Source organism: Acinetobacter sp. (assembly GCF_036659555.1).
Classification (GTDB): Bacteria; Pseudomonadota; Gammaproteobacteria; order Pseudomonadales; family Moraxellaceae; genus Acinetobacter.
The window spans coordinates 1-21,033 of the sequence record NZ_JAVXCI010000036.1 but is presented as its reverse complement, the minus strand read 5'-3'; the positions used below and the strand labels follow the sequence as shown (position 1 = coordinate 21,033).

Genomic DNA, 21,033 nt, shown 5'->3' with positions numbered 1-21,033 from the left:
CGCGTTTGAGTCCCGCCGCAGCTATTATGCAATTTGTTGCATACTTTTATATTCGAGATTTGATTTTTATGCAACTTGTTGCATAATAAAACTTGTTAAAAAATATAAGCCGTTTTCCCTATGTCTTTAGCTCATGTCCTACTGACCAGCCTGATTGAAAAACCCAGCACAGGCATTGAACTGGCGCGCCGCTTTGACCGCTCCATGGGCTTTTTCTGGAATTCGACTCATCAGCAGATTTACCGCGAGCTGAGCGCCATGCTGCAAAAAGGCTGGATTTCCCCAATCGAGGAAGATGACGCAGCCAGCCGCAAAAAAACCTATCAGGTTGAGCTGCTGGGGCGTACCGAACTGGCGGACTGGATGGTCAGGCAAAGCCCGCCGGGACAGCTGCGCGAAGAACTGCTGGTGCGCCTGCGCGCCGAAGCCCAGCTGGGCGGCAATGCCGCGCTGCCGGAGCTGGAGCGCCATTTGCAGCTGCATCAGGACAACTTAAGGCTTTATCAGGCCATTTTCGCCAAAGATTTTGCGCATGCGGATAAACACGACCGGACGCTGTTTATTCATAAGAGCATTCTGCAGCTGGGCATTGATCTGGAAATCGGCTGGATTAACTGGCTGGAAAATTTAATTCCCGCGCTAAAATCCTTTGATGAGAACAGTTCAAATCAAGCCAAGCATAAGGAAAACTGATGCCGGACTACCGCATGCCGGACGGCGAACAGCTTTATGTGCGTGAATACGGCCAAGGCCAGCCGGTGCTGGTCTTATCCGGCCTGGGCATGCAAAGCTGGCAGTGGCATCTGTTTCTATACCGTTTCCGCAGGGATTTTAAATTCATCATTCCTGACTGGCGCGGTTTCGGCGCGTCAAGCCAGTGCCGGATTCCTGAACTGGATGCCATTTCCAGCCACTGGCGCGACATTGACTGCCTGCTTGGGCAGTTAGCGCATGACCAGTTCAGCCTGATTGCCTATTCCATGGGCGCAACCGCCGCCATGCACGGCATGCAGTACGGCAATTTTTCTGCCAAAATTCACAGCTATCTGCATATTGACCAAAGCCCGAAAATTGCAGCCGATGCATCCTGGCCTTTTGGCTTGCTGGGCAGTCAGCATGCTGAGTTCATGCAGCAGCTGCAGCGGATTTCAGCCCTACTGGCCCGGCATCCTCAGCAGACGCAGCTTCAACAGCTGAGTCTGCAGGAACGCCATCAGCTGCTGGAAGCATGGCTGGCATTCATTCAGCTGCAGGCCGGCAGCCAAAGCATTACGCCGTTTCTCTTTCAGCAGGCCCTCAAACACCCGCACCTGCACCGCCATCTGCTGCCAATGCAGCGTCTGGACTATTTCTTATCGTATGTGAACAGTTACCTGCATCACCGGGAAGATTACCGGCAGGCCATCCGCCGGCTGGACTGCCCCGCCACCTTTTTTATCGGTGAGCAATCCAGGCTGTATCCAGCCGAAGGGCAAAAAATCATTGCCAGCAGCCTCCCGCAATCGACAGCCGTACTGTTTAAAAAGTCAGGGCATGCGCCCCTGCTGAGCGAACCGCTGAAATTCGGCAGGGAAATCGGCCACTTTTTACAGCGCAGCGCAAAAACCGCCTAAACGGCTGCCGTACGTCCAGCGCTTCCAAGCGCCAGCCCGGCAGATGCGCGCAGCCAAACAGGGCTTTTTTAGCGGACTGAAATTCATATAATGGCTTTTTCAGAACGATAAAATTTCAGCATGCTTAGAAAAACACTCCTGCTAGCCACAAGCTATGGCCTATTCCTCACAGCCGCCAGCGCCCAGCCAAATTACGTCAGCAGCGTAAAGCTGAACAGCATTGAACTTGCATTCCCGGTTGCAGCTCATCAGCTCAGCCAAGCTTTGGGCGCACTGCCGGCAAAAGCCAAGCAGCAGTACGCCGGCTGTACAGGCAATTATGAATACAGCGCTCAAACTGCTGACAAATCTTTAAAATTTGAAGTCTTTGCGGAAGACAACCCGCAAGTGAAATCTGAATCCATCTATAAGCAAAGCCATAGTGTCCAGCAGCTCGGCGCAATCAAAGGCCGGGTCTGGCTCAGCATCAATTTCGGAAAAACTCCGCAGGAACACATCATGCTGGACGGGAAAAAGCTGAGCCAGCCCTATTCTCTGGCGCAGTTCCAAAAAGATTTTCCGCAAAGCGCCCAAGGCTTAAAGCCCAACAGCAAGGGAACCGTGCTGATTGTATTGCCGGCGGAGCTGAAAAACTACCGGCAGCATCCGGCAGACTTTGAAGCGCCATACGCAGCCCATCTGGCATTTCAATTTGCCGGCGGCTGGCTGCGCAAACTGGAAATTAATCAAAATATTGCATGCTGAGCCGCAGAAGCGCCAGCCGGCAGGACGCCTGCCTGAACTGCGCACAAAAACCGCTCAAGCTTATAAAACTTCGCCAAATCATTTGAATATGGCGCAAGATTCGCGCCAAGCCATGCTAAACTAGCAGGCGTTTTAAGCAGGGACTCATTTATGCACTTTGTACATCTTGGTATTCATACAGAATTTTCGATCACTGAGTCGATTGTACGAATACCTGATCTAGTAAAAGCTGCAGCAAATGATGAAATGCCTGCACTGGCGCTGACCGACCTATCCAACCTGCACGCCGCCGTAAAATTCTATCAAAAGTGCCTGAGCAAAGGCATTAAGCCACTCTTCGGCTCAACCATCCGCCTGAATGATGCGGAGCATAGAACCACCCTGCTGGCCATGAGCAAGAAAGGCTGGCGCAGCCTGACCGAACTGGTTTCAGAAGGCTTCATCAGCGGCCAGCAGCTGGACATTCCCTGCGTGCAAAAAGACTGGGTTTTAAACCAGCATGAAGACCTGATTGTGCTGCTGGGCCAGCACAGCGATGTCGGCAAAATGCTGCTGACTTCAAACCCGCAGAAAGCTGAACCGCTGCTGCAGGAATGGATCGGAAAATTCGGCAACCGCGTTTACCTTGCGCTTACGCGCACCGGCCGCCCGGGCGAAGAAGCCTTTATTCAGGAAGCGGTCAAGCTGGCTGCCAAATACAATATTGGCGTGGTTGCGCATAATGATGTGCACTTTGTTAGCCGCGAAGACTTTGAAGCGCATGAAGCGCGGGTCTGCATTGCCGACGGCTATGTGCTGGGCGATGACCGCCGCCCGAAAAACTACAGCCCCGAACAGTATTTCAAAACCGCCGCTGAAATGACGGAACTGTTTCAGGACATTCCATCCGCGATTGAGAACACCTTCCATATCGCAAAGCGCTGCAACGTTTCGCTGCGCCTGGGCTTCCATGATTTGCCGGACTACCCGATTCCTGAAGGCCATACCATTGATACCTACTTCGAGCATTTGTCTCAAGTCGGCCTTGAAGAGCGCCTGAATTTCCTGTATCCGCCGGAACAGCGCGGCGGTGACTGGGCGGAAATCCGCCAGCCTTATGATGAGCGCCTGGCGTTTGAAGTCAAAATCATCCTGAATATGGGCTTTCCGGGCTACTTCCTGATCGTTATGGACTTCATTCAGTGGTCTAAAAACAATGGCGTGCCGGTTGGCCCGGGACGCGGTTCGGGCGCAGGCTCGCTGGTCGCCTACAGCCTGAAAATTACCGATCTGGACCCGCTGCGCTACGACCTGCTGTTCGAACGCTTCCTGAACCCGGAACGCGTTTCCATGCCCGACTTTGACGTCGATTTCTGCATTGCCGGCCGTGACCGCGTAATTGACTATGTGGCGCGCACCTACGGCCATGATGCAGTGTCCCAGATTGCAACCTTCGGCACCATGGCGGCCAAAGGCGCAATCCGCGATGTCGCGCGGGTCTTGGGCAAATCCTATGGCCTGGCTGACCGCATTTCCAAGATGATTCCGACCAAGCCCCTAGGGCTGAGCCTGGAAGAATCGATTGAAGCGGAACCGCAGCTGAAAGACATCGTCACCAATCCGTCCAACCCGGACAATGACGACGCTGCCGAAATCTGGGAAATGGCGCTGAAGCTGGAAGGCATTACCCGCAACACCGGCAAGCACGCCGGCGGCGTGGTCATCGCGCCGACCAAGCTGACCGACTATTCGGCAGTGCTGTGCGATGCCGACGGGACTGGCCGGGTCGCGCAGTTCGATAAAGATGACGTCGAAGCTGCCGGCTTGGTGAAATTCGACTTCCTGGGCCTGCGCAACCTGACCGTCATTGAAGATGCGATCAAGCACATCAATGAGCGCCCGGATATCACTGAACCGGTCGATATTACCTACATTCCGCTGGATGACCCGAAAGCCTATTCCATCTTTGCTGAAGCCAACACCTCTGCGGTATTCCAGTTTGAATCCGTCGGCATGAAAAAAATGCTGAAAGAGGCGCGCCCAAGCAAATTTGAAGAAATTATCGCCTTCGTGTCGCTGTACCGCCCGGGCCCGATGGACCTGATTCCGGACTTTATTTTCCGGATGCACGGCGGCGAGTTTGAATACCTGCATCCGCTGCTGGAAAAAGTGCTGGAGCCGACTTACGGCATTATGGTGTATCAGGAACAGGTGATGCAGGCAGCGCAGTTCTGCGCAGGCTATTCGCTGGGCGGCGCAGATTTGCTCCGCCGCGCCATGGGCAAGAAAAAGCCTGAAGAAATGGTGAAGCAGCGCCAGATCTTTATTGAAGGCGCAGCCCAAAAAGATATTGATAGCGATACCGCAAACCATATCTTCGACTATATGGAAAAATTTGCCGGCTACGGCTTCAACAAATCGCATGCGGCCGCTTATGCCTTGGTGGCCTATCAGACCGCATGGCTGAAAGCGCATTACCCTGCCGAATTCATGTCTGCGGTGATGACGTCGGAAATGCAGAACACCGACAACGTGGTGTTCATCATCGACGACTGCCGCGGCAACGGCTTAGACGTGCTGCCGCCGTCAGTCAATATGTCGCTGTACAACTTCCATGCCAGCGACGCGAAAACCATTGTCTACGGCCTAGGCGCAATTAAAGGCGTCGGCGAAGCCGCCATGCAGTCGGTGATTGATTCGCGCATCAATGAAGGCCCTTACCGCGACTTATTCGACTTCTGCCACCGCATTGATTTAAAGAAAATCAACAAGCGCACGCTGGAAGCGCTGATCCGCGCCGGCGCATTGGACTGCTTAGGCATTGAACGCTCCAGCCTGATGGCGCAGCTGCCGGAAGCGGTGCAGGCGGCCGATCAGGCGCGCAGCAACCGTGAAACCGGCATCATGGATCTGTTTGGCGAAGTGGAAGAGGTGCAGCGCAAGCCAGCCAAGCCAGTGAAGCCGTGGTCAGATGAAGTCCGCCTGAAAGGTGAAAAAGATACGCTCGGCCTGTATTTGACCGGCCATCCAATTGATGTCTACCGCCCGGAGCTGAAGTCTTTTATTTCGCAGCGCATCAATGAGCTGACCCCAACCCGGCGCGGCGTGACCACCGTCTTTGCCGGCCTTGTGCTTGATGTCGCCAACTTCCCGAACCGCGTGATGATCACGCTGGATGACGGCACAGCGCGCATTGAAGTTTCCGCCAATCATGAGCGGTTCCAGCGCTTTAAAGACATCATCCAGACCGAAAAAGTCGTAGTGATTGAAGGTGAAATTTATGAGCGCGAAGGCTTTGACCGCCCGATGGGCCGCTTAAGCAAAGCCTTCAGCCTGAATGAAATCCGCCAGAAGCGCGCCAACAGCATTCAGATTAAGCTCAGCCCTGAACACATCAGCAAAACCCTGACCAAAGACCTGCAGCATATTCTAGCGCCTTACTGCAATGTCGATATGTGCAGCCATATTCCAGTGCAAATCAAGCTGGATTTCGCTTATGCCTCGGCCGAACTGCACTGCGGCGCCAGCTGGAATATTGCCCCGCTGGATGAAGCGCTGAGCAAGCTGCGCGATTATTTCGGCACGGAAGCGCTGTATATTGAATATCAGGTCAAATCCAAAGCTGCCAAAGCGGTCAGCTATGAGCAGGCGCAGCCAGCCCGTATCCCGCCTCCGCCGCCAGATATGAGCATGGACGATGCGATGGATTTGTATCAGGCGGAATCGGCGGGCCAGTACTCCTGACCGTAAAATGCTTAACCATAGAACGCCTGATCTTAGAACGCTTAACTTTAAATATTTAAATTTGGAACAATCATGAGTCAAATTGACAATGCTGCTGTTTCAGCGCATCTCTCCCATGTGCGTATTGTCATGGTCAATACCACCCTGCCGGCAAACATAGGCAGCGCGCTGCGCGCCATGAAAACTATGGGCTTGGCCAAGCTGGTGCTGGTTGCGCCTAAAACCTACCCGCATCCGGACATTGATGCGCTGGCGGCTGGCGCAGCCGACCTGATTGAGCAGATTGAAATTGTTGAAACTTTAGAAGACGCGATTAAAGACTGCCACATTGTATTCGGCACCAGCGCCCGCAGCCGCACCATTCCCTGGCCTTTGCTGGACGCGCGTCCCGCCGCGGAAATGTCGCTGCAAGCCGTAGCGCGGGAGCAGCAGGAAGTTGCAGTGGTTTTCGGCCGTGAAGACCGCGGCTTGACCAATGAAGAATTGGCGCTGGCCAATTACCATGTCACAATTCCAGTCAACAGCGATTACGGCGTGCTGAATGTCGCGCAGGCCATTCAGGTGATCTGCTATGAAATGCGCATGGCGGCGATGAATTTTGTTGAGCAGCCGGCTGATCCGGAAGCGCAAATGCATGTAGCCGAAGGCATTGACATGCAGTGGGATGAGCCTTTGGTGACCCATGAGCAGATGGAGCAGTTCTACCCGCATATTGAAAAAATGCTGGCGGAAATTGAATTTATGGACCCGAAAAATCCAAGATTATTGCCTTTGCGCTTGCGCCGCCTTTTTGGACGTATACAATTAGACCGTATGGAATATCATTTGCTCCGCGGCATCTTCAGCCGGGTGCAGGCGCTGAATAACGGCACATGGAAAAAATCTACAGACCAAGGGAATCAATCTGATGCTTAAGCAGCTCAAAGAAGATATACAGGCTGTCTTCGCGCGCGATCCCGCCGCACGGAACACGCTCGAAGTCCTAACGACTTATCCCGGCATTCACGCATTGATCATGCACCGTATGGCGCATGAGTTATGGAAAAAAGAGTGTAAAGGCTCAGCGCGCCTGCTGTCTTCTTTCAGCCGTTTTGCCACAGGCATTGAGATTCACCCCGGCGCTAAAATCGGCCGCCGTTTCTTTATTGATCACGGCATGGGCGTAGTCATTGGCGAAACCGCAGAAATTGGCGACGATGTAACGCTGTATCACGGCGTAACGCTTGGCGGAACAACATGGAATAAAGGCAAGCGCCACCCGACACTGGAAGATGGCGTAGTGGTCGGCGCCGGCGCTAAAATTCTCGGCCCGTTTACCGTCGGCAAAAATGCCAAGGTCGGCTCCAATGCCGTGGTGACCAAAGCGGTGCCGCCGGATACCACCGCCGTCGGCAACCCGGCGCGCTTTATTACCAAAAACAAACCAAAAGATGAAGCCGAGTCCCAGCTGCGCGATTATGCGGAAAGCATCGGCTTCCAGCCTTATGCTGCAACGCAGGATCAGTCCGACCCGATTCTGGAAGGCATGCGCGTTCTGCTGGACCGCATTCAGCGCAACGAAAAGCGCATGAATACGCTCTGCCAGCGCCTGTCCCTGCTTGATCCAAGCTTTAAAAAGCAGCAGCTGAATGAACAGCCTTTCAGCGCCGAAGAGCTGAAAATCATTGAAGAAGTCCGGCGCGAGTGTGAAGCGCAGAGCAATCAATCAAAATCCTGACGCTTGCCTTGAATAATCGCCGGCTGCGCGCCGGCCGGCTTGCATGTTTGCCAGAGTTTTTTTAGACTGGCAGGCATGCATGTTTTAAGTTTTAAAATAAATCAAATGGAAGACCACTATGACGCTTAAGCCCTTGGCAGCTGCTTGTATTGCTTTAACCCTCGCCGCTTGCGGCAGCATCCCGACTAAGAACAATAATCCTAAGGATGCAATGGTATTTGCTGAGCCTGAATTAACGCCGCCATTTTACGCCTTGAATCCGTTCAATTACGATGCGCCTCCTCCATTTGAAATTGACCTGCAGAAAGCTGCCGCTCAGCCGGTGACTAAAATGGTGGTGAACCGCGCAGATGACCCGTCAAAAAAACTGACTTTGGATGTTAACCGCTTAATCATTCCTACCGTCAACAGCAAAGCGCGCTCCATCAAATACGCTGTGCTGGCCGGCGACAATGAAATTGACATCACAGAAATTGATGATTTCCTGCAGCTGGTGGAAGGCAAAGCGCGCCACTACCCGCCGCGCTTTGTGCAGCGCAATGAGCGCAAAGGCTTTGAAGCCAAGCTGAAAGAAGTCACGCAGCAGCTGGATACGCTGGCTTCCAAGGACAATGCATCCTTTGATGTGCTGATCCGCGCATTCAAAGCCAGCGTCATGGCGCGCAACCTGGACTTAGGTTCGGTCTATACCACCAAGTCTTTAAACTACGCGCAGCGCATCCTGAAAATCAACAAGGATGATGCCGAAGCCAACTTCTGGTTCGGTTTTGGCCTGTCTGAAGGCGGCGGCCAGCGTGAAGCGATTCCATATCTGGATAAAGCCATGAAAGCCGGCGTTCAGGAAGCTTACCTTTCCGCAGCCAACAACTACATTGCCATGGAGCAGAAGAAAAGCGCAATTAACGTGCTGAAAAACTATAAAGTGAAATATCCGCAGGAAGGCGCAGTTGCAGACCGCCTGATTCAGGAAATTGAAAAGCAGGGGCGCTGGAACGTATGGCAGGTTTTGAACCCGCCGAAAGCTTCTTAAGCCCGCAGTTACAAAAATAGGCCATTTTACTGGCCTATTTTTTATCGGCAGCGAATTGAAAAAACCGAGGATTGCCGTATGATTTAAAAATTTGAATCTCGGCCTTGCGATACAACCATGCAGCACAAAACCAATAAATTACTGCTCGCCGGACTGTTCAGCACCCTGCTGCTCGGCGGATGCCAAGTGGTCAGCGTCAAGAATCAGGCGCTGAATGTGACAATTGCCAACGAGCGTGAAAGCATACTGTCCCGCAGCAAGTTAAGCGAAGCCAGCCTGAATGTCCTGTCAATGACCGGCCGTGAAGCGAAAATCTGCACCGAAGATCCGGAAAAGTGCGTGGATGAACTCAAGCAGATTCCGCAGATTCAGGATGAACAGCGCCTGTCAACCGCCAGCGAGCTGTATTTGGCCAAAGCCATTGCGCTGGAGAACTCAGCAGAATGCAAAATCAGCATCCTGAGCAGGCATGCTTCTGAAGAGCGCCAGAAAACCCAGAAAGACAATTACCATAAGTGCCTGGATCAGCAGCTCTATATGCTGGATAAAAGCATCCGCTACAGCTATGCCTATATGTTTAAGACTAGGCGCGGGCCGCAAGACCGGATCTTTGACAACCGCCAGGTGCAAATCCGGGACTTCTACAATCAGGGCATCGCCAAGCTGGTCAGCAGCTATTCGGCGCGCTTCCAGCCGACCGAAGTAGCCCGCCAGATTACAGCCGGGCCAAGCACCTACAGCATCGACTACAGCCATTACCCCGAATTGAAAGAGCGGAAAATCGAACAGCTGATGTCGACCTATAATTTGAACTTTTCCGGCCTGCGCTCAATTACCCGGCGCGACGGTTTCGGTTCCGAATTTTTGGTGGTGCTGCCGGATGACGCGCCAAAATCCAATGGAAAAGCCAAATACATTGTTGACCCCACCGCCTACAAATACCCGCAAGGCCTGAACCCGAATATTCATCAGGCGCGCTATTTGGCTGCCACGCTGACTGCGGAACCGGAATCCGCCAGCTCGGTCGATGAAATCCTGAACCATTCCGCTTTTCAAATTAAGGCCTATGACCCTTACAAATATGAACAGCTGACGGTCGGCGGCAAGGAATATCCTTTGGCTGCCAACTTTTCCGCGCCTTATGGCCTATGGCTGGCGCAGAACAACTTGGGCAAGTCCGCCTATCTGTCCCTGATAGACCGCGACGAGCAGCTGACCATGCCGCACCTGTACATGCTGGAGCCTTACAATCCCAATAAAAAAGTCATTGTGCTGATTCATGGCCTTGCCAGCAGCCCAGAGGCGTGGATCCGCCTGACCAATGACATGATGGGCGATAAGGTGCTGCGGGAGCACTATCAGGTCTGGCAAGTGTTCTATTCCACCAATATGCCTATTATTGAAAGCCGCTTTCAAATTCATTCCATTTTGACGCAGACGTTCAATCAGGTGAATGCCAATGCATCCGCGAAAAAAGATGCGGTGCTGGTCGGCCACAGCATGGGCGGCATTATTGCCCGCCTGCTGGTCAGCAATGCCGACACGACCCAGCAGGCGCTGAAAATGATGAATTCGCGCCAGCTGAATCAATATAAAAATACGGCTGTGGTTAAGCACCGCCTTGTGATCAAAGATGTGCCGAATTTCAGCCGCGCCATTTTTCTGGCTGCGCCGCACCGCGGGACAGAATTTGCTGACCGCTGGTTCACCAAGGCTGCGCGCAAAATCATTAAGCTGCCGGGCGCTTTCCTTTCCGCTATGGCGGATGTGCTGACGCAGGAAGAAGACCTAAAGGACTTTTTTAAGGAAGTTGATCTGGGGCTGATTCAGAATGGGCCAAGCGATTTAAGCCACCGCTCTAAATTTATCGCGTTAACTGAAGATATTCAGCCGAAAAAAGGCATGAAATACCATTCAATTATTGGCAATGCCACCGGCAGCGACGACCCGGATATCATTTCGGATGATGTTGTGCCCTATAAAAGCGCTCACTTAGACGGCGCGATTTCGGAGAAAATTTTCAAAGGCGGGCATTCCATTCAGGAAACACCGGAAGCTGTGCTGGAACTGCGCCGGATTTTAAGGCTGCATCTGACCGATTTAGGCCTGTACAAGCCTTAGCCGCTCCGGCAGAACGCATCACCGGCCAGCCGGCCGGTTTTTTTATGCGCTGCGCAGATTGGGCTGCGAATCAAGCTGCACGCGGTAGCAGTCATCCAGCGCCAGCTCATAATACGCCAGCCCCTCTTTGACCGCCTGAAACGCCTGCTGCTGCAGCTGCGGATTGCCGTCGCTCAGGCGCTTAATCAGCTCCATTGCCTCATAGGGATGCAGGTCATCATAATGCGCATGCGCTCTGAGCCAAGCGATGGTGCGCTTATTAATCGATACTTCCGGATGATTGGTATAGGCGTGAATGCCGGCATAGACCTTGCTGCTCCAGTCGCCTGTGGCCCATTCAATAGCTAAATTGGTTGCAGCCAGGCTTTCAACCAGATTGCCGCGCGTATTCACATTCCACAGATAATGATTCACGGCATTCATTGGCGCCGGCGGATGAACCTTGTCCAGCGCTTCTGCCGTGATGCCGAAACCGCCGGCCCAGTCCCTGTACCAGCTTAAATGGCGCTCCTCAACTTTAATGTTTTGAATCAGCCAATCGCGCGATTCCGCCACGCCTGCTTCGGAAAAATTTGTCGCTTTGGCAAGCGCCAAGCCCATAAAGGCCGGAAAACGCGCCACCAGAGGATAAAAATTCAGCAGCGCATAGCGGAAGCTTGCTATGCTCAGCTGCCCGCCTGCCATATCCGCAAAAAACGGATGCCCGCTGATTCTGTCTTTAAAAGGCGTCAGCTCATCCCAAAACCGCTGCGACCATGCATTATGCGGCGTAATTTTCAGTAAATCCTTTTCATGCCGAAAGACTGCCGCCATTTCTCCGCTCCATATCATAATTTTTATACAATTATTTATTGATCATAATCAAATTAGCTATTTAGACAAGCAAATTTTTTTAATATTCAGATCAGCAATGATCAAAGCCGCTGATACCTGATCCCGCTGTTTCATATTCAGCGCACGGATATTCCACCAATCACATAAATTATCTTTCAGCCTTGAAAAAAATAGCATTGCGCCCCCCTTGTAGAGCATAAAATCTTTTGTTAATACTATGTAACAAGCGCGTGCAGGCAGGCGCTGTGAAGTTAAAAAATACCCACGATTTTAAAATAATATCCGAATTTGGCCACCGCATATGAAGTTAGAAGGTTCAAAGCTGTTAAGCCGAAGTGAAATTCAAGCCTTAATCTCCAAGGGGCTGAATTACGTATACTTTTCCAAAAAGCTTGAAGCCATCTACAAACAGCAATATCAGAATGAAGCTGCTTTGGAATTCCGCTTCCGCGCGCCAATCATTTTCATGCTTTACGCTTTTTTAAGCTTCGGCATTTATCAGGTTATTCCTGCCGGTGAAAAGGCGCAGCAGTGGTTTTCCCTTTATGCATGGGTCGGCGTCATTATTCTGGCCGCCTGGCTGCTTTCCCTGATTAAAAGGCTCAACCGCTTTTTTGATTTTTATACCTGCATCGGCTCTACGGCTGCAGTTGCTATTTCCTTTATTATCATTACGATAATGGGCAATAATAATAATGCGCTGTTCCATGCAGCCATGATGTATGCCGTGATTATTATTTACGGCTTTGTCGGCATGCGGTTTTATACTGCCGTGATTGCAGGATGGTCCGGCGGCCTGATTGCCATTGCCGTCACAATTTTTTTAAACTATCCAATCGACTGGACGTTTTTAAACCGCACCTATACATTCAGCAGCTTTCTGGGCATGGCTTTGGCCTATGCAATTGACCGGCAGCACCGTGAAAATTACCTGCAGAACTGCATTATTGAACTGAATCAGCTGGAAATGAGCAAGCAGTCAGAGCAGCTGGAGCTACTTTCCCAGCTGGACTCGCTGACTGGGCTGGCAAACCGCCGGCACCTGTCTGAAGTTCTGGAGCAGCAGTGGCGCATCTCCCTGCGCTATCAAATGCCGGTCAGCATCCTGATGGTCGATATTGACTTTTTCAAAGAATATAATGACCATTTGGGGCATTTGGCAGGTGATCTGTGCCTGCAGAAAATTGCGCATGAGCTGAAAAATTTAACTTCAAGAAGCAATGACTTAGCAGCGCGCTACGGTGGCGAGGAATTTCTGCTGCTGTTTCCGATGCTGAATGAAGACCAAATTGAACTGCTTGCCAAAAAACTGATGCAGCGCATACTCAATTTGGCCCTGCCGCATCCCGCAAGCCCAATATCGGCTGCCGTGACCGTCAGCATTGGCGCTGCTACAGTCATTCCTCAGGAGTTAGACACAATTCCGGCATTCATTCAGCGCGCAGATGAGGCGCTGTACCATGCAAAATCCAGTGGCCGCAACCAGTACTGCATGTCTAAAAAAGCAGCGGCTTAATGCGCCAAGGCGCATTTTCATGCAGCGGGCGCCGGCATTTCCCGCAATTTCACCGCAAGAATCAGATAGCATTTCTCTCCAATTTCTTATTTTGCTAGACTTGCCTTTTGCTTTGGGCAGATCTGCGCGCCGCGCTTTGCCTAACAGATTTTTCCAGCCGGGCGCAGCTTTCTTTTATAATGCCCGCCGCTGAAGCAGCGCGGCGAAAGCAAGGCCGATATTTTTGATAATTTATAGAAACCAAGGACTATTTTTCAATGACAAGTTCTGATCTTATTGCTGATCTATCCACTTTAACGCCCATGATGCAGCAGTACATGAGCGTTAAAATGCAGCATCAGCATTCACTTATGTTTTACCGCATGGGTGATTTTTATGAACTGTTTTTTGAAGATGCGCATAAAGCCGCCAAACTGCTCGGCATTACCCTGACGCACCGCGGCAAGGCCAACGGCGAGCCGATTCCTATGGCTGGCGTGCCTTACCACGCTGCCGAAGGCTATTTGGCCCGGCTGGTTAAAAAAGGCGAAACGGTGGTGATCTGCGAGCAGATTGGCGAAGTGACCGGCAAAGCGCCCGTAGAGCGCGGCGTGGTTCGGATCATCACTCCCGGCACCTTGACCGATGATGCCCTGCTGACCTCGCATCAAAGCTCAAATTTAGTTGCGCTGTGCGTTCAGCAGGATCAGATCGGCATTGCGCTGCTTGACCTGAGCGCCGGCATCTTCAAAGTCCAGCAGCAGAAGTTTCAGCCTGAACAGCTGGCGATTGAACTGTCGCGGCTGATGCCGAGTGAAATCATCCTTGATGAAGATATTATTGATCCGAATATTATTGAGCAGATTAAGCAGCAGCTGGACTGCCCCATCACCAAGCGCCCGAATGTCGACTTTAATTTAAACAATGCGCAGAAAACCCTGTGTGACCAGTTTGCTGTTGCGACTTTGTCAGGTTTTGGCATTGACCATCTGCCTTTGGCTAAAGCCGCCGCCGCCGCCCTGATTCATTACGGCAAGGAAACCCAGAAAACCGCCCTGCCGCATATCCGCTCCATTCAGCTGGAGCAAAGCTCTGACTTTATTGCCTTAGACCCGGTGACCCGGCGCAATTTAGAATTGATTGAACCGCTGTTTGAACACGGCACATCGCTGTTCCAGCTCATCAATGACTGCCAGACCGCAATGGGCGGGCGCCTGCTGCGCAGAACGCTGATGCAGCCCCTGCGCGACAGCGCCGTGCTGGATGAGCGCCTGGACGCGGCTCAGGCGCTGCTGCAAGGCTATCACGAAGCACCTGTACGCCTGGTGCTTAAGGAAATCAGCGATATTGAGCGCGTGCTGAGCCGCGTAGCCTTGGGCAGCGCGCGCCCGCGCGATCTGGTGCAGCTGCGCCAAGCCTGCGCGCAGGTTCCTTATTTGCGCCACGCCTTAAAGCCGATTATTGACGCCAGGCAGTCTCTGCTGCTGATGCACTTGAATGAGGAATTGGGCGATTTTCACGGCCTGCATCAGCGCTTAATGTCCGCTATTGTCGAGCATCCGCCGGTGCTGCTGCGTGACGGCAATGTAATTGCCGAAGGCTTTGATGATGAGCTGGATGAGCTGCGCAAAATCCGCGACCATGCTGGGCAGTTCCTGATTGATCTGGAAATCAAAGAACGTGAGCTGTCTGGAATTTCCACCTTGAAGATCGGCTACAACCGGGTCAGCGGCTACTATATTGAACTGACCCGCGCTCAGGCGGATCAGGCACCGGAACGCTATATCCGCCGCCAAACCCTGAAAAATGCCGAGCGCTACATCACGCCTGAATTAAAAGCCTTTGAAGATAAAGTGCTGTCCAGCGAGTCCCGCGCTTTAGCCCGCGAAAAAATGCTGTTTGAAATGCTACTGGATGAATTGCGCCAAGACATCGGCAATTTGCAGATGATGAGCAGCGCCATTGCGCAAGTGGACTTAGCGGCCAACTTTGCCCATCAGGCGCGCTTAAACAACTGGGCGCGCCCGGAGTTCAGCCCTGAAATTGGCGTAAAAATTAAAGCCGGCCGCCACCCGGTAGTGGAATCGCTCAGCAAAACCGCATTTACGCCAAATGACACCGTGCTGGATTTCAGCCGGCGCATGGCGATTATTACCGGCCCGAATATGGGCGGCAAATCGACCTTCATGCGCCAGACCGCGCTGATTGCGCTATTGGCTTACTGCGGCAGCTATGTGCCGGCAGAATCCGCTGTCTTAGGCCCAATTGACCGCATTTTCACCCGCATTGGCTCTGCCGATGACTTATCTACCGGCAAATCCACTTTTATGGTGGAAATGACTGAAACTTCGCAGATTCTGCATCATGCGACCAGCCAGTCTCTGGTGCTGATGGATGAGGTTGGACGCGGCACCAGCACCTACGACGGCCTGTCGCTGGCATGGGCCTGCGTGCTGGATCTGACTAAGCGCATTAAATGCCTTTGCCTGTTCGCCACGCACTATTTTGAGCTGACAGAGCTTGGCAAAGAGTCCGGCATTGAGAATTACCATGTGACTGCCAAGGAATTGAACGGCAACTTGATTCTGCTGCATAAAGTGCAGCATGGCCCAGCCAGTCAAAGCCATGGCCTGCAGGTGGCGAAACTGGCCGGTATTCCAGCCAATGTCATCAAGGAAGCGCAGAACCGCTTGAGGATTTTGGAAAAACAGCAGCAGCAGGCCAGCCACGCTGTCCAGAATGACCTGTTTGCCCAAAGCAATGCGCCGGAAGTTGTCGAACGCATCATTGAAGTTGAAAAAGACGCGCCTGCCTTAGCGCTGCTGAAAGAACTGGATGTTGACAGCCTGACTCCGAGAGAAGCGCTGCAGCAGCTGTACATGTTGAAAGACTGCCTCTGAATTGACCGAAAAAAACGCTCAATTGAGCGTTTTTTTCATTTATAAGTATTTTTGATGGATATGGCTGCTTTTTATCAAATTTAGCAGCCCTATCTTATTAGCAATAAAATAATCCGTAAATTTAGTAGATAATTTATTGATTTTTATAAATATAAAAAAAACAACCTGCAAAATTCCTGTAAAATAAAAACAAAACTTGCAGTAAACTCCTTTAATCAATTGATTTTTTTGACAATTAAAAGTGAGAACTTGGCTTTACTTCGATATTGAATTTACAATTAAGCATGGTTCACTGGCCAGTAGAGAACACCTGGCTGGGCCTTGAATCAAAAATAGATAAACGATGGGAGTATCTGAATTAACACTTCACCAACTCCATTCTGCTCTTGCAAATACAATGAAAGTAAAAAAGCGCAGTGCTTTAGTGCTTTGCTTGACTACTATCTATACGGAACGCTAATCAAAAGAGTGAAACATTGTTTGAGTGGTGGGTGTGGAACGTGAAAAAACATTAAAATAACCCAATCAGCTAGGATTGAGCTATTTAGTGATTATTAAATTAATGATTTATATGGAAATATATATTGAATTTCGTATAACGGCCATTATATTAAATAGGTTGAAGAGCCTTAATGCGACAGAACCGTAAAATTAAGGTTAAGATGATTCTTTATTTATATTTTTCTCGTAAAATTTTAAGAATATGAAAATTATTGATTTACAACGTATTCTATATCCTATGTCAACATGTTTAAAAACTGTGAGAGATGATTATTTCTATTTTGGGTATTCATTTGATCTAGCTATTTCTATTAAAAAAATATCAGATGAAAAATGGGAACTTAATACATATGAAAGAGGCATGCTTATGAACCAAGAAGTCTATTCAAATGAATATATCAGTTGCCTAAAGTTTTTATATCACATTGACGTTGTTTCAACTGATGATCCTAATATCATGAAACTTATAGATTATTCTGAAAATTGGGAGTTATTTGAAAAAAATAATAGTTTCTATTTTTGTATACAAAGTTCAAAACCTTATCTTTACAGAACTTTTTCAATAATCTTAAATTCTGAAGAACTTGAAAAATATAGATTACAAGGTCGAAAGTTTCTATCTTTATTACAATTTGAAATTGATTCCAGTATTCCAATCAGAACATCATCAAACTATCGTAGCAGGAAAGTTAACGATGACCTAGAAAAAGAATTATATTATGCATCTTTAGATGAGTATGATTTAAGAATTAATTATGAAGAAGATTCTAATTTAATCGACAATTATGAAGCGTCTAAAAATAATTCTCCAGAATTATGGCAGGAGCCACACAAAAATGGGGCTAAAATAATTATAACTATTTTAGGCTTAATTCTTCTGTTTTATATAATATTTTTCGGTTATATCACATTAACAAATTAAGTTTTTCTAAAATTAACATAATACGTGTTATACGAAATGCATTTATTAAAACCCATTTAAAGTGTCTATATTATCACCAATAAAAATGCCTGGCCTATGATTAATGCTGATCGGTTAAGCGTAATTTCATTATTACTGATTGATAAATCTCCCCTAACCCCTCTTTAAAAAAGAGGGGAATACCCTTGAATTCAATATGGTATTGAATTTCGAAACGCTCCCTCCTTTGAAAAAGGAGGGTTGGGGAGGATTAAAAATGCTTAACTGATCAGCATTGTGGCCTATGATGGTTTTCACCATCATAGGCTGGATATTCATATAGGGTGTGCCGCCTGAAAGCAGAATGTACAGCAATAAAGCAATCAGCCTTACTTAGCAGCCCACTTTTTATAAGCATTGGCCAGCTTGATATCATAGCTGTTTTTTGCATATCCATTGCCGTTGTAACCTTTGGCAAAAGCCTTCCAGTCCTTATTTTTCAGGGCATTGATCAGGCCATTCACTTTAATGTAGCGGCACATTGCATCCAGCTGTGAAGCCTCATCCTGATACATCGCATTGACGAAGGCCTGCAGCGACTTATAGCCCAGAGATTTCCAGTGATAGCCCATCACCTGCCCAAGCCCCCAGCTGACAGACTCCAGCGCCGATTCACGGTGATATTCAGTCGCAGCAGCCAAACGGCCATGCTGCACAGAATATAAGCCATAGCCGCCTGCGGATGCGCTGCATAGATCCGGGCATTTGGCCATCATCACATCAACTGTTTTTGATTGGCCATTCGCAATCAGGCGCTGACGCATTACATGGCGCTCAAAGAGGATGACTGGCGTATCATCAGAATTAAATCCAGATCCCCGGCACTCCACTTCATGAACCGCCTTTAAAGCCGCTGCTTCTACGCCCAGCGCTTTCGCTTGAGCGCCGATCTGCGCATCAGTCAGTTTTTTACTCATCTTTATCACCATGCAGCTCAGGCTGCTTTTTAAAACGCGCCAAGACTATTAAGACACCAGCGAACATGCCGACCCATTCAGCGATGTTTTCAGGGATCTTATTCTTAAATTCCTGCGGAATCATATTCCATACATTTCAGAATTGCTCTAAAAATAAAATCAGGGCATAAAAAAAGCACTTGCTTGTACTGATTTGAGTTTGCAGCTATCAATTAACTTCATTTGATGCTCCATGTGTTTGTCTGGCATTTAAGCTAGGACTCAATAAATGCACTCCCCCCACCCGAAGGTAATTTGGCTTGGCTGTCAGGTATTTCTTTTGAAAAATTGAGTGTAATTACCTAGCGATAGTTTGATTGGAATAATTTTTAATGTTTTAAGAGATAACAGCCACATTACAGCTACCCCCACCAGAATACTCATAAATATTTCATTCGTAATGCTGTAAACAATAAAACTAACTATAAACCCCGCAGCCGTCTCTAATAGTGGCAAACCTAGGCGAAACATTACTTGAAAACTAAAGGGTAAAAATAACAGCCCACCCAAAAGTGCTAAAAATGGTGCACTTGCACTTCGAGCATTATCAACCAAAGAGTTTATATATATAAACATCACAATACATAAGCCCCCCAAATAACCAGAATAATACCTCAACATATCCCCTGCAAAAGTACCAGCTCGGAATACAAAAAAAGCAATAATTAAAAGTAATGATAAAAAATAAATCATAATTAATCAAAAAGCCTATTGTTGCCTAGAAAATAGTAGTAAATAAATGTATTTGCATCAGCTACAGAACCAAACTAATCAACAATTTAAGCTGACTTTTTTTAATTCAGTCAAATTTTCTAAAATTAAAATTTAAGTCAATAAAAAAGCCCATATCAGCATGAGCTTAAATAGATTTAATTGTATTTTTTACTACTTATCTTCTAAAAGTTTTTTAAATAAATCTTCCGGAAGCGAGTAATTATGGTTCTTATTGAATACCTGATCTACATACCTTTCTTGTAACCCATTTAGTAAAGTACAAATAACTTCAAAATCGCATTGACGTATTGCTAGATTTAATTTTGTTTTAGCCGAATCACCGCAACTCAATCTAGAAACATATGAATCCAAAATATCATCAAGTGCTTTTTCTAACTGGCTAACCGATTCTATCTCAACCTCATAATCCAATGAGGATAAATACAGATATTTCCCATCAGGACTATAACAAGTAGGAATAGCTCTTACATTCTGTAAATATGACGTTTTATCCCAAACAGCATTGAATGGTGATTTCGATGCCCAGTTATCCCAATTAAAATCTCTATTCATATCCAATTCGCCAATTTTGTGAATACAAAATAGAATTTACACTACTTGGAGTCTTATTTGAAATTAATTCAAATAAAAAGCCCACTTTTTCTGGCAAGTTCTTTGAGGCTCAGCAGACTATCATAAATATATACTATTTCTTGTTTAAACGATCAATACTTGGAACCGCTAAGCATTCATCATTAAAATGCCCATTACTAATGTTGCCGCCAGCAAAGGTTTAGTACCAGATAACCCTGCCCAAGCAACTTTGAAAAAATACCGCACAAAGCAGCGCAAGCGCCGCACACTAAAACCATCCGCGCCGCATTGATATCGTAAAATGGAATGGTCTGACATTCGAGATGGACATTTGCACGTTGCGCAAGAAAAAACCATAGATACGCCTGAGGATGAATTTGAAATTCTGGAAGGTGCCGAGTATATCCGCATTAAAATTGACGATGAGCTTCAAATGGTACTGGACCGCTGCAAAGCAGACCATATTTTAAGCCCTTTCACTATTCATCGCGCACCCAAAAAGAAATTGGGCTAGCCTACCAAAGCACCGAAAGAACATTCGACTCAAGTTGATGAGCAATGCCTCTCTCACTCATTTTTAAAAGCAATAAAAAGGTCTAATGCATACCCAGATTATACAGGCCGCCAAGTGCCTTCTTTTCACGAAATCCGCGCCCTGGCTATCTTCATGCATAAGAAAATTGGCAAATCTGCTTAGCCACTGGCGGGACATACCACTGAATCAATGGCTGAAAAGCATGCAAGTGAACATAAAATCGTTTGGAATGATGCAGATGCCGGAATTAAGTTTCCATTTGCAGATGTGCCATAGATTCCACCTGCAAAACTTTATATTAAGTGTTTGTTTTCTATAATTTCTATAAGCTCTATTTATCCTATTTTCCATAGCAGTTTTAGCGCTATTAACTTATTATATATCAGTAAATTATCTACATTTCACACTTATAAATATCAAATATCAATAAAAGGAATTGTTAGTTGCCTGTGTTTTTGCCTAAAATACAGTATTAGTTATTAAAACCATATTTTTAGGTAGCTGTCGCCATGACCTTCGTTGTCACTGAAAATTGTATTAAATGTAAATATCAAGACTGTGTTGAAGTTTGCCCTGTAGACTGTTTCTATGAAGG

At 48.4% G+C, this 21,033-nt stretch carries 17 protein-coding genes and 1 pseudogene; 13 read left to right on the top strand and 5 right to left on the bottom strand.

Annotated features, from left to right (window positions below):
- Nucleotides 1–120 precede the first annotated feature (120 nt).
- From RSA72_RS06755 to RSA72_RS06720, 8 genes are all read left to right on the top strand, one after another.
- On the top strand, nt 121–693 hold the full coding sequence (locus RSA72_RS06755; RefSeq protein ID WP_332623753.1) for a PadR family transcriptional regulator: 573 nt from the start codon (nt 121–123) through the stop codon (nt 691–693).
- Complete coding sequence (locus RSA72_RS06750) at nt 693–1,613, top strand: alpha/beta fold hydrolase (RefSeq protein ID WP_332623754.1); 921 nt, start codon at nt 693–695, stop codon at nt 1,611–1,613. Before RSA72_RS06755 ends, RSA72_RS06750 begins: the two co-directional genes overlap by 1 nt.
- Before the next feature lie 120 nt (nt 1,614–1,733).
- Entirely contained in the window at nt 1,734–2,357 is a 624-nt protein-coding gene (locus RSA72_RS06745; RefSeq protein ID WP_332623755.1) for a hypothetical protein, read from the top strand.
- Nucleotides 2,358–2,507: 150 nt separating this feature from the next.
- A complete protein-coding gene (gene dnaE, locus RSA72_RS06740) occupies nt 2,508–6,080 on the top strand; it encodes a DNA polymerase III subunit alpha (protein WP_332632900.1) in 3,573 nt (1,190 codons plus the stop codon).
- 72 nt (nt 6,081–6,152) lie between these two features.
- Entirely contained in the window at nt 6,153–6,995 is an 843-nt protein-coding gene (locus RSA72_RS06735; protein ID WP_332623375.1) for an RNA methyltransferase, read from the top strand.
- A complete protein-coding gene (gene cysE, locus RSA72_RS06730; protein WP_332623374.1) occupies nt 6,988–7,797 on the top strand; it encodes a serine O-acetyltransferase in 810 nt (269 codons plus the stop codon). Before RSA72_RS06735 ends, cysE begins: the two co-directional genes overlap by 8 nt.
- A 118-nt stretch (nt 7,798–7,915) precedes the next feature.
- A complete protein-coding gene (locus RSA72_RS06725) occupies nt 7,916–8,827 on the top strand; it encodes an ABUW_2363 family tetratricopeptide repeat lipoprotein (protein ID WP_332623372.1) in 912 nt (303 codons plus the stop codon).
- A gap of 117 nt (nt 8,828–8,944) precedes the next feature.
- Nucleotides 8,945–10,948 (top strand): esterase/lipase family protein, encoded by a 2,004-nt coding sequence (locus RSA72_RS06720; protein WP_332623370.1) that lies wholly within the window; start codon nt 8,945–8,947, stop codon nt 10,946–10,948.
- A 42-nt stretch (nt 10,949–10,990) separates the two neighbouring features.
- Here RSA72_RS06720 and RSA72_RS06715 read toward each other — a convergent pair whose 3' ends face one another.
- Nucleotides 10,991–11,761, bottom strand: a complete 771-nt coding sequence (locus tag RSA72_RS06715; protein WP_332623368.1) for a TenA family transcriptional regulator — start codon at nt 11,759–11,761, stop codon at nt 10,991–10,993.
- A gap of 322 nt (nt 11,762–12,083) precedes the next feature.
- Between RSA72_RS06715 and RSA72_RS06710 the strand changes: the two genes are divergently transcribed.
- From RSA72_RS06710 to RSA72_RS06700, 3 genes are all read left to right on the top strand, one after another.
- Nucleotides 12,084–13,298: a GGDEF domain-containing protein gene (locus RSA72_RS06710; RefSeq protein ID WP_332632899.1), complete on the top strand. Its 1,215-nt coding sequence runs from the start codon at nt 12,084–12,086 to the stop codon at nt 13,296–13,298.
- Nucleotides 13,299–13,555: 257 nt separating this feature from the next.
- The gene (gene mutS / locus RSA72_RS06705; protein ID WP_332632898.1) at nt 13,556–16,177 is read left to right on the top strand and encodes a DNA mismatch repair protein MutS; all 2,622 of its coding nucleotides are present in this window, start codon (nt 13,556–13,558) and stop codon (nt 16,175–16,177) included.
- Between the two features lie 703 nt (nt 16,178–16,880).
- Entirely contained in the window at nt 16,881–17,600 is a 720-nt protein-coding gene (locus tag RSA72_RS06700) for a hypothetical protein (protein WP_332624507.1), read from the top strand.
- A 368-nt stretch (nt 17,601–17,968) separates the two neighbouring features.
- On the opposite strand, the gene RSA72_RS06695 is transcribed toward RSA72_RS06700, so the two are convergent.
- The 4 genes from RSA72_RS06695 to RSA72_RS06680 form a co-directional block, all read right to left on the bottom strand.
- Entirely contained in the window at nt 17,969–18,556 is a 588-nt protein-coding gene (locus RSA72_RS06695; protein WP_332624124.1) for an N-acetylmuramidase family protein, read from the bottom strand.
- A complete protein-coding gene (locus RSA72_RS06690) occupies nt 18,549–18,680 on the bottom strand; it encodes a DUF7940 domain-containing protein (protein WP_332624123.1) in 132 nt (43 codons plus the stop codon). Before RSA72_RS06690 ends, RSA72_RS06695 begins: the two co-directional genes overlap by 8 nt.
- 182 nt (nt 18,681–18,862) lie before the next feature.
- Nucleotides 18,863–19,288 (bottom strand): hypothetical protein, encoded by a 426-nt coding sequence (locus tag RSA72_RS06685; RefSeq protein ID WP_332624122.1) that lies wholly within the window; start codon nt 19,286–19,288, stop codon nt 18,863–18,865.
- A 192-nt stretch (nt 19,289–19,480) separates the two neighbouring features.
- Entirely contained in the window at nt 19,481–19,882 is a 402-nt protein-coding gene (locus RSA72_RS06680) for a hypothetical protein (RefSeq protein WP_332624121.1), read from the bottom strand.
- A gap of 322 nt (nt 19,883–20,204) precedes the next feature.
- On the opposite strand from RSA72_RS06680, the gene RSA72_RS06675 reads away from it, so the two are divergent.
- Entirely contained in the window at nt 20,205–20,417 is a 213-nt protein-coding gene (locus tag RSA72_RS06675; RefSeq protein ID WP_332624120.1) for a hypothetical protein, read from the top strand.
- A gap of 530 nt (nt 20,418–20,947) precedes the next feature.
- Nucleotides 20,948–21,033: pseudogene (locus RSA72_RS06670) on the top strand (ferredoxin); the annotation flags it as partial.

Excerpts from the sequence above, each read along its gene's own strand:
- RSA72_RS06755 (WP_332623753.1), top strand. The coding sequence starts at position 121 with ATGTCTTTAGCTCATGTCCTACTGACCAGCCTGATTGAAAAACCCAGC.
- RSA72_RS06750 (WP_332623754.1), top strand. The coding sequence starts at position 693 with ATGCCGGACTACCGCATGCCGGACGGCGAACAGCTTTATGTGCGTGAA.
- RSA72_RS06745 (WP_332623755.1), top strand. The coding sequence starts at position 1,734 with ATGCTTAGAAAAACACTCCTGCTAGCCACAAGCTATGGCCTATTCCTC.
- dnaE (WP_332632900.1), top strand. The coding sequence starts at position 2,508 with ATGCACTTTGTACATCTTGGTATTCATACAGAATTTTCGATCACTGAG.
- RSA72_RS06735 (WP_332623375.1), top strand. The coding sequence starts at position 6,153 with ATGAGTCAAATTGACAATGCTGCTGTTTCAGCGCATCTCTCCCATGTG.
- cysE (WP_332623374.1), top strand. The coding sequence starts at position 6,988 with ATGCTTAAGCAGCTCAAAGAAGATATACAGGCTGTCTTCGCGCGCGAT.
- RSA72_RS06725 (WP_332623372.1), top strand. The coding sequence starts at position 7,916 with ATGACGCTTAAGCCCTTGGCAGCTGCTTGTATTGCTTTAACCCTCGCC.
- RSA72_RS06720 (WP_332623370.1), top strand. The coding sequence starts at position 8,945 with ATGCAGCACAAAACCAATAAATTACTGCTCGCCGGACTGTTCAGCACC.
- RSA72_RS06715 (WP_332623368.1), bottom strand. The coding sequence starts at position 11,761 with ATGGCGGCAGTCTTTCGGCATGAAAAGGATTTACTGAAAATTACGCCG.
- RSA72_RS06710 (WP_332632899.1), top strand. The coding sequence starts at position 12,084 with ATGAAGTTAGAAGGTTCAAAGCTGTTAAGCCGAAGTGAAATTCAAGCC.
- mutS (WP_332632898.1), top strand. The coding sequence starts at position 13,556 with ATGACAAGTTCTGATCTTATTGCTGATCTATCCACTTTAACGCCCATG.
- RSA72_RS06700 (WP_332624507.1), top strand. The coding sequence starts at position 16,881 with ATGAAAATTATTGATTTACAACGTATTCTATATCCTATGTCAACATGT.
- RSA72_RS06695 (WP_332624124.1), bottom strand. The coding sequence starts at position 18,556 with ATGAGTAAAAAACTGACTGATGCGCAGATCGGCGCTCAAGCGAAAGCG.
- RSA72_RS06690 (WP_332624123.1), bottom strand. The coding sequence starts at position 18,680 with ATGATTCCGCAGGAATTTAAGAATAAGATCCCTGAAAACATCGCTGAA.
- RSA72_RS06685 (WP_332624122.1), bottom strand. The coding sequence starts at position 19,288 with ATGATTTATTTTTTATCATTACTTTTAATTATTGCTTTTTTTGTATTC.
- RSA72_RS06680 (WP_332624121.1), bottom strand. The coding sequence starts at position 19,882 with ATGAATAGAGATTTTAATTGGGATAACTGGGCATCGAAATCACCATTC.
- RSA72_RS06675 (WP_332624120.1), top strand. The coding sequence starts at position 20,205 with ATGGAATGGTCTGACATTCGAGATGGACATTTGCACGTTGCGCAAGAA.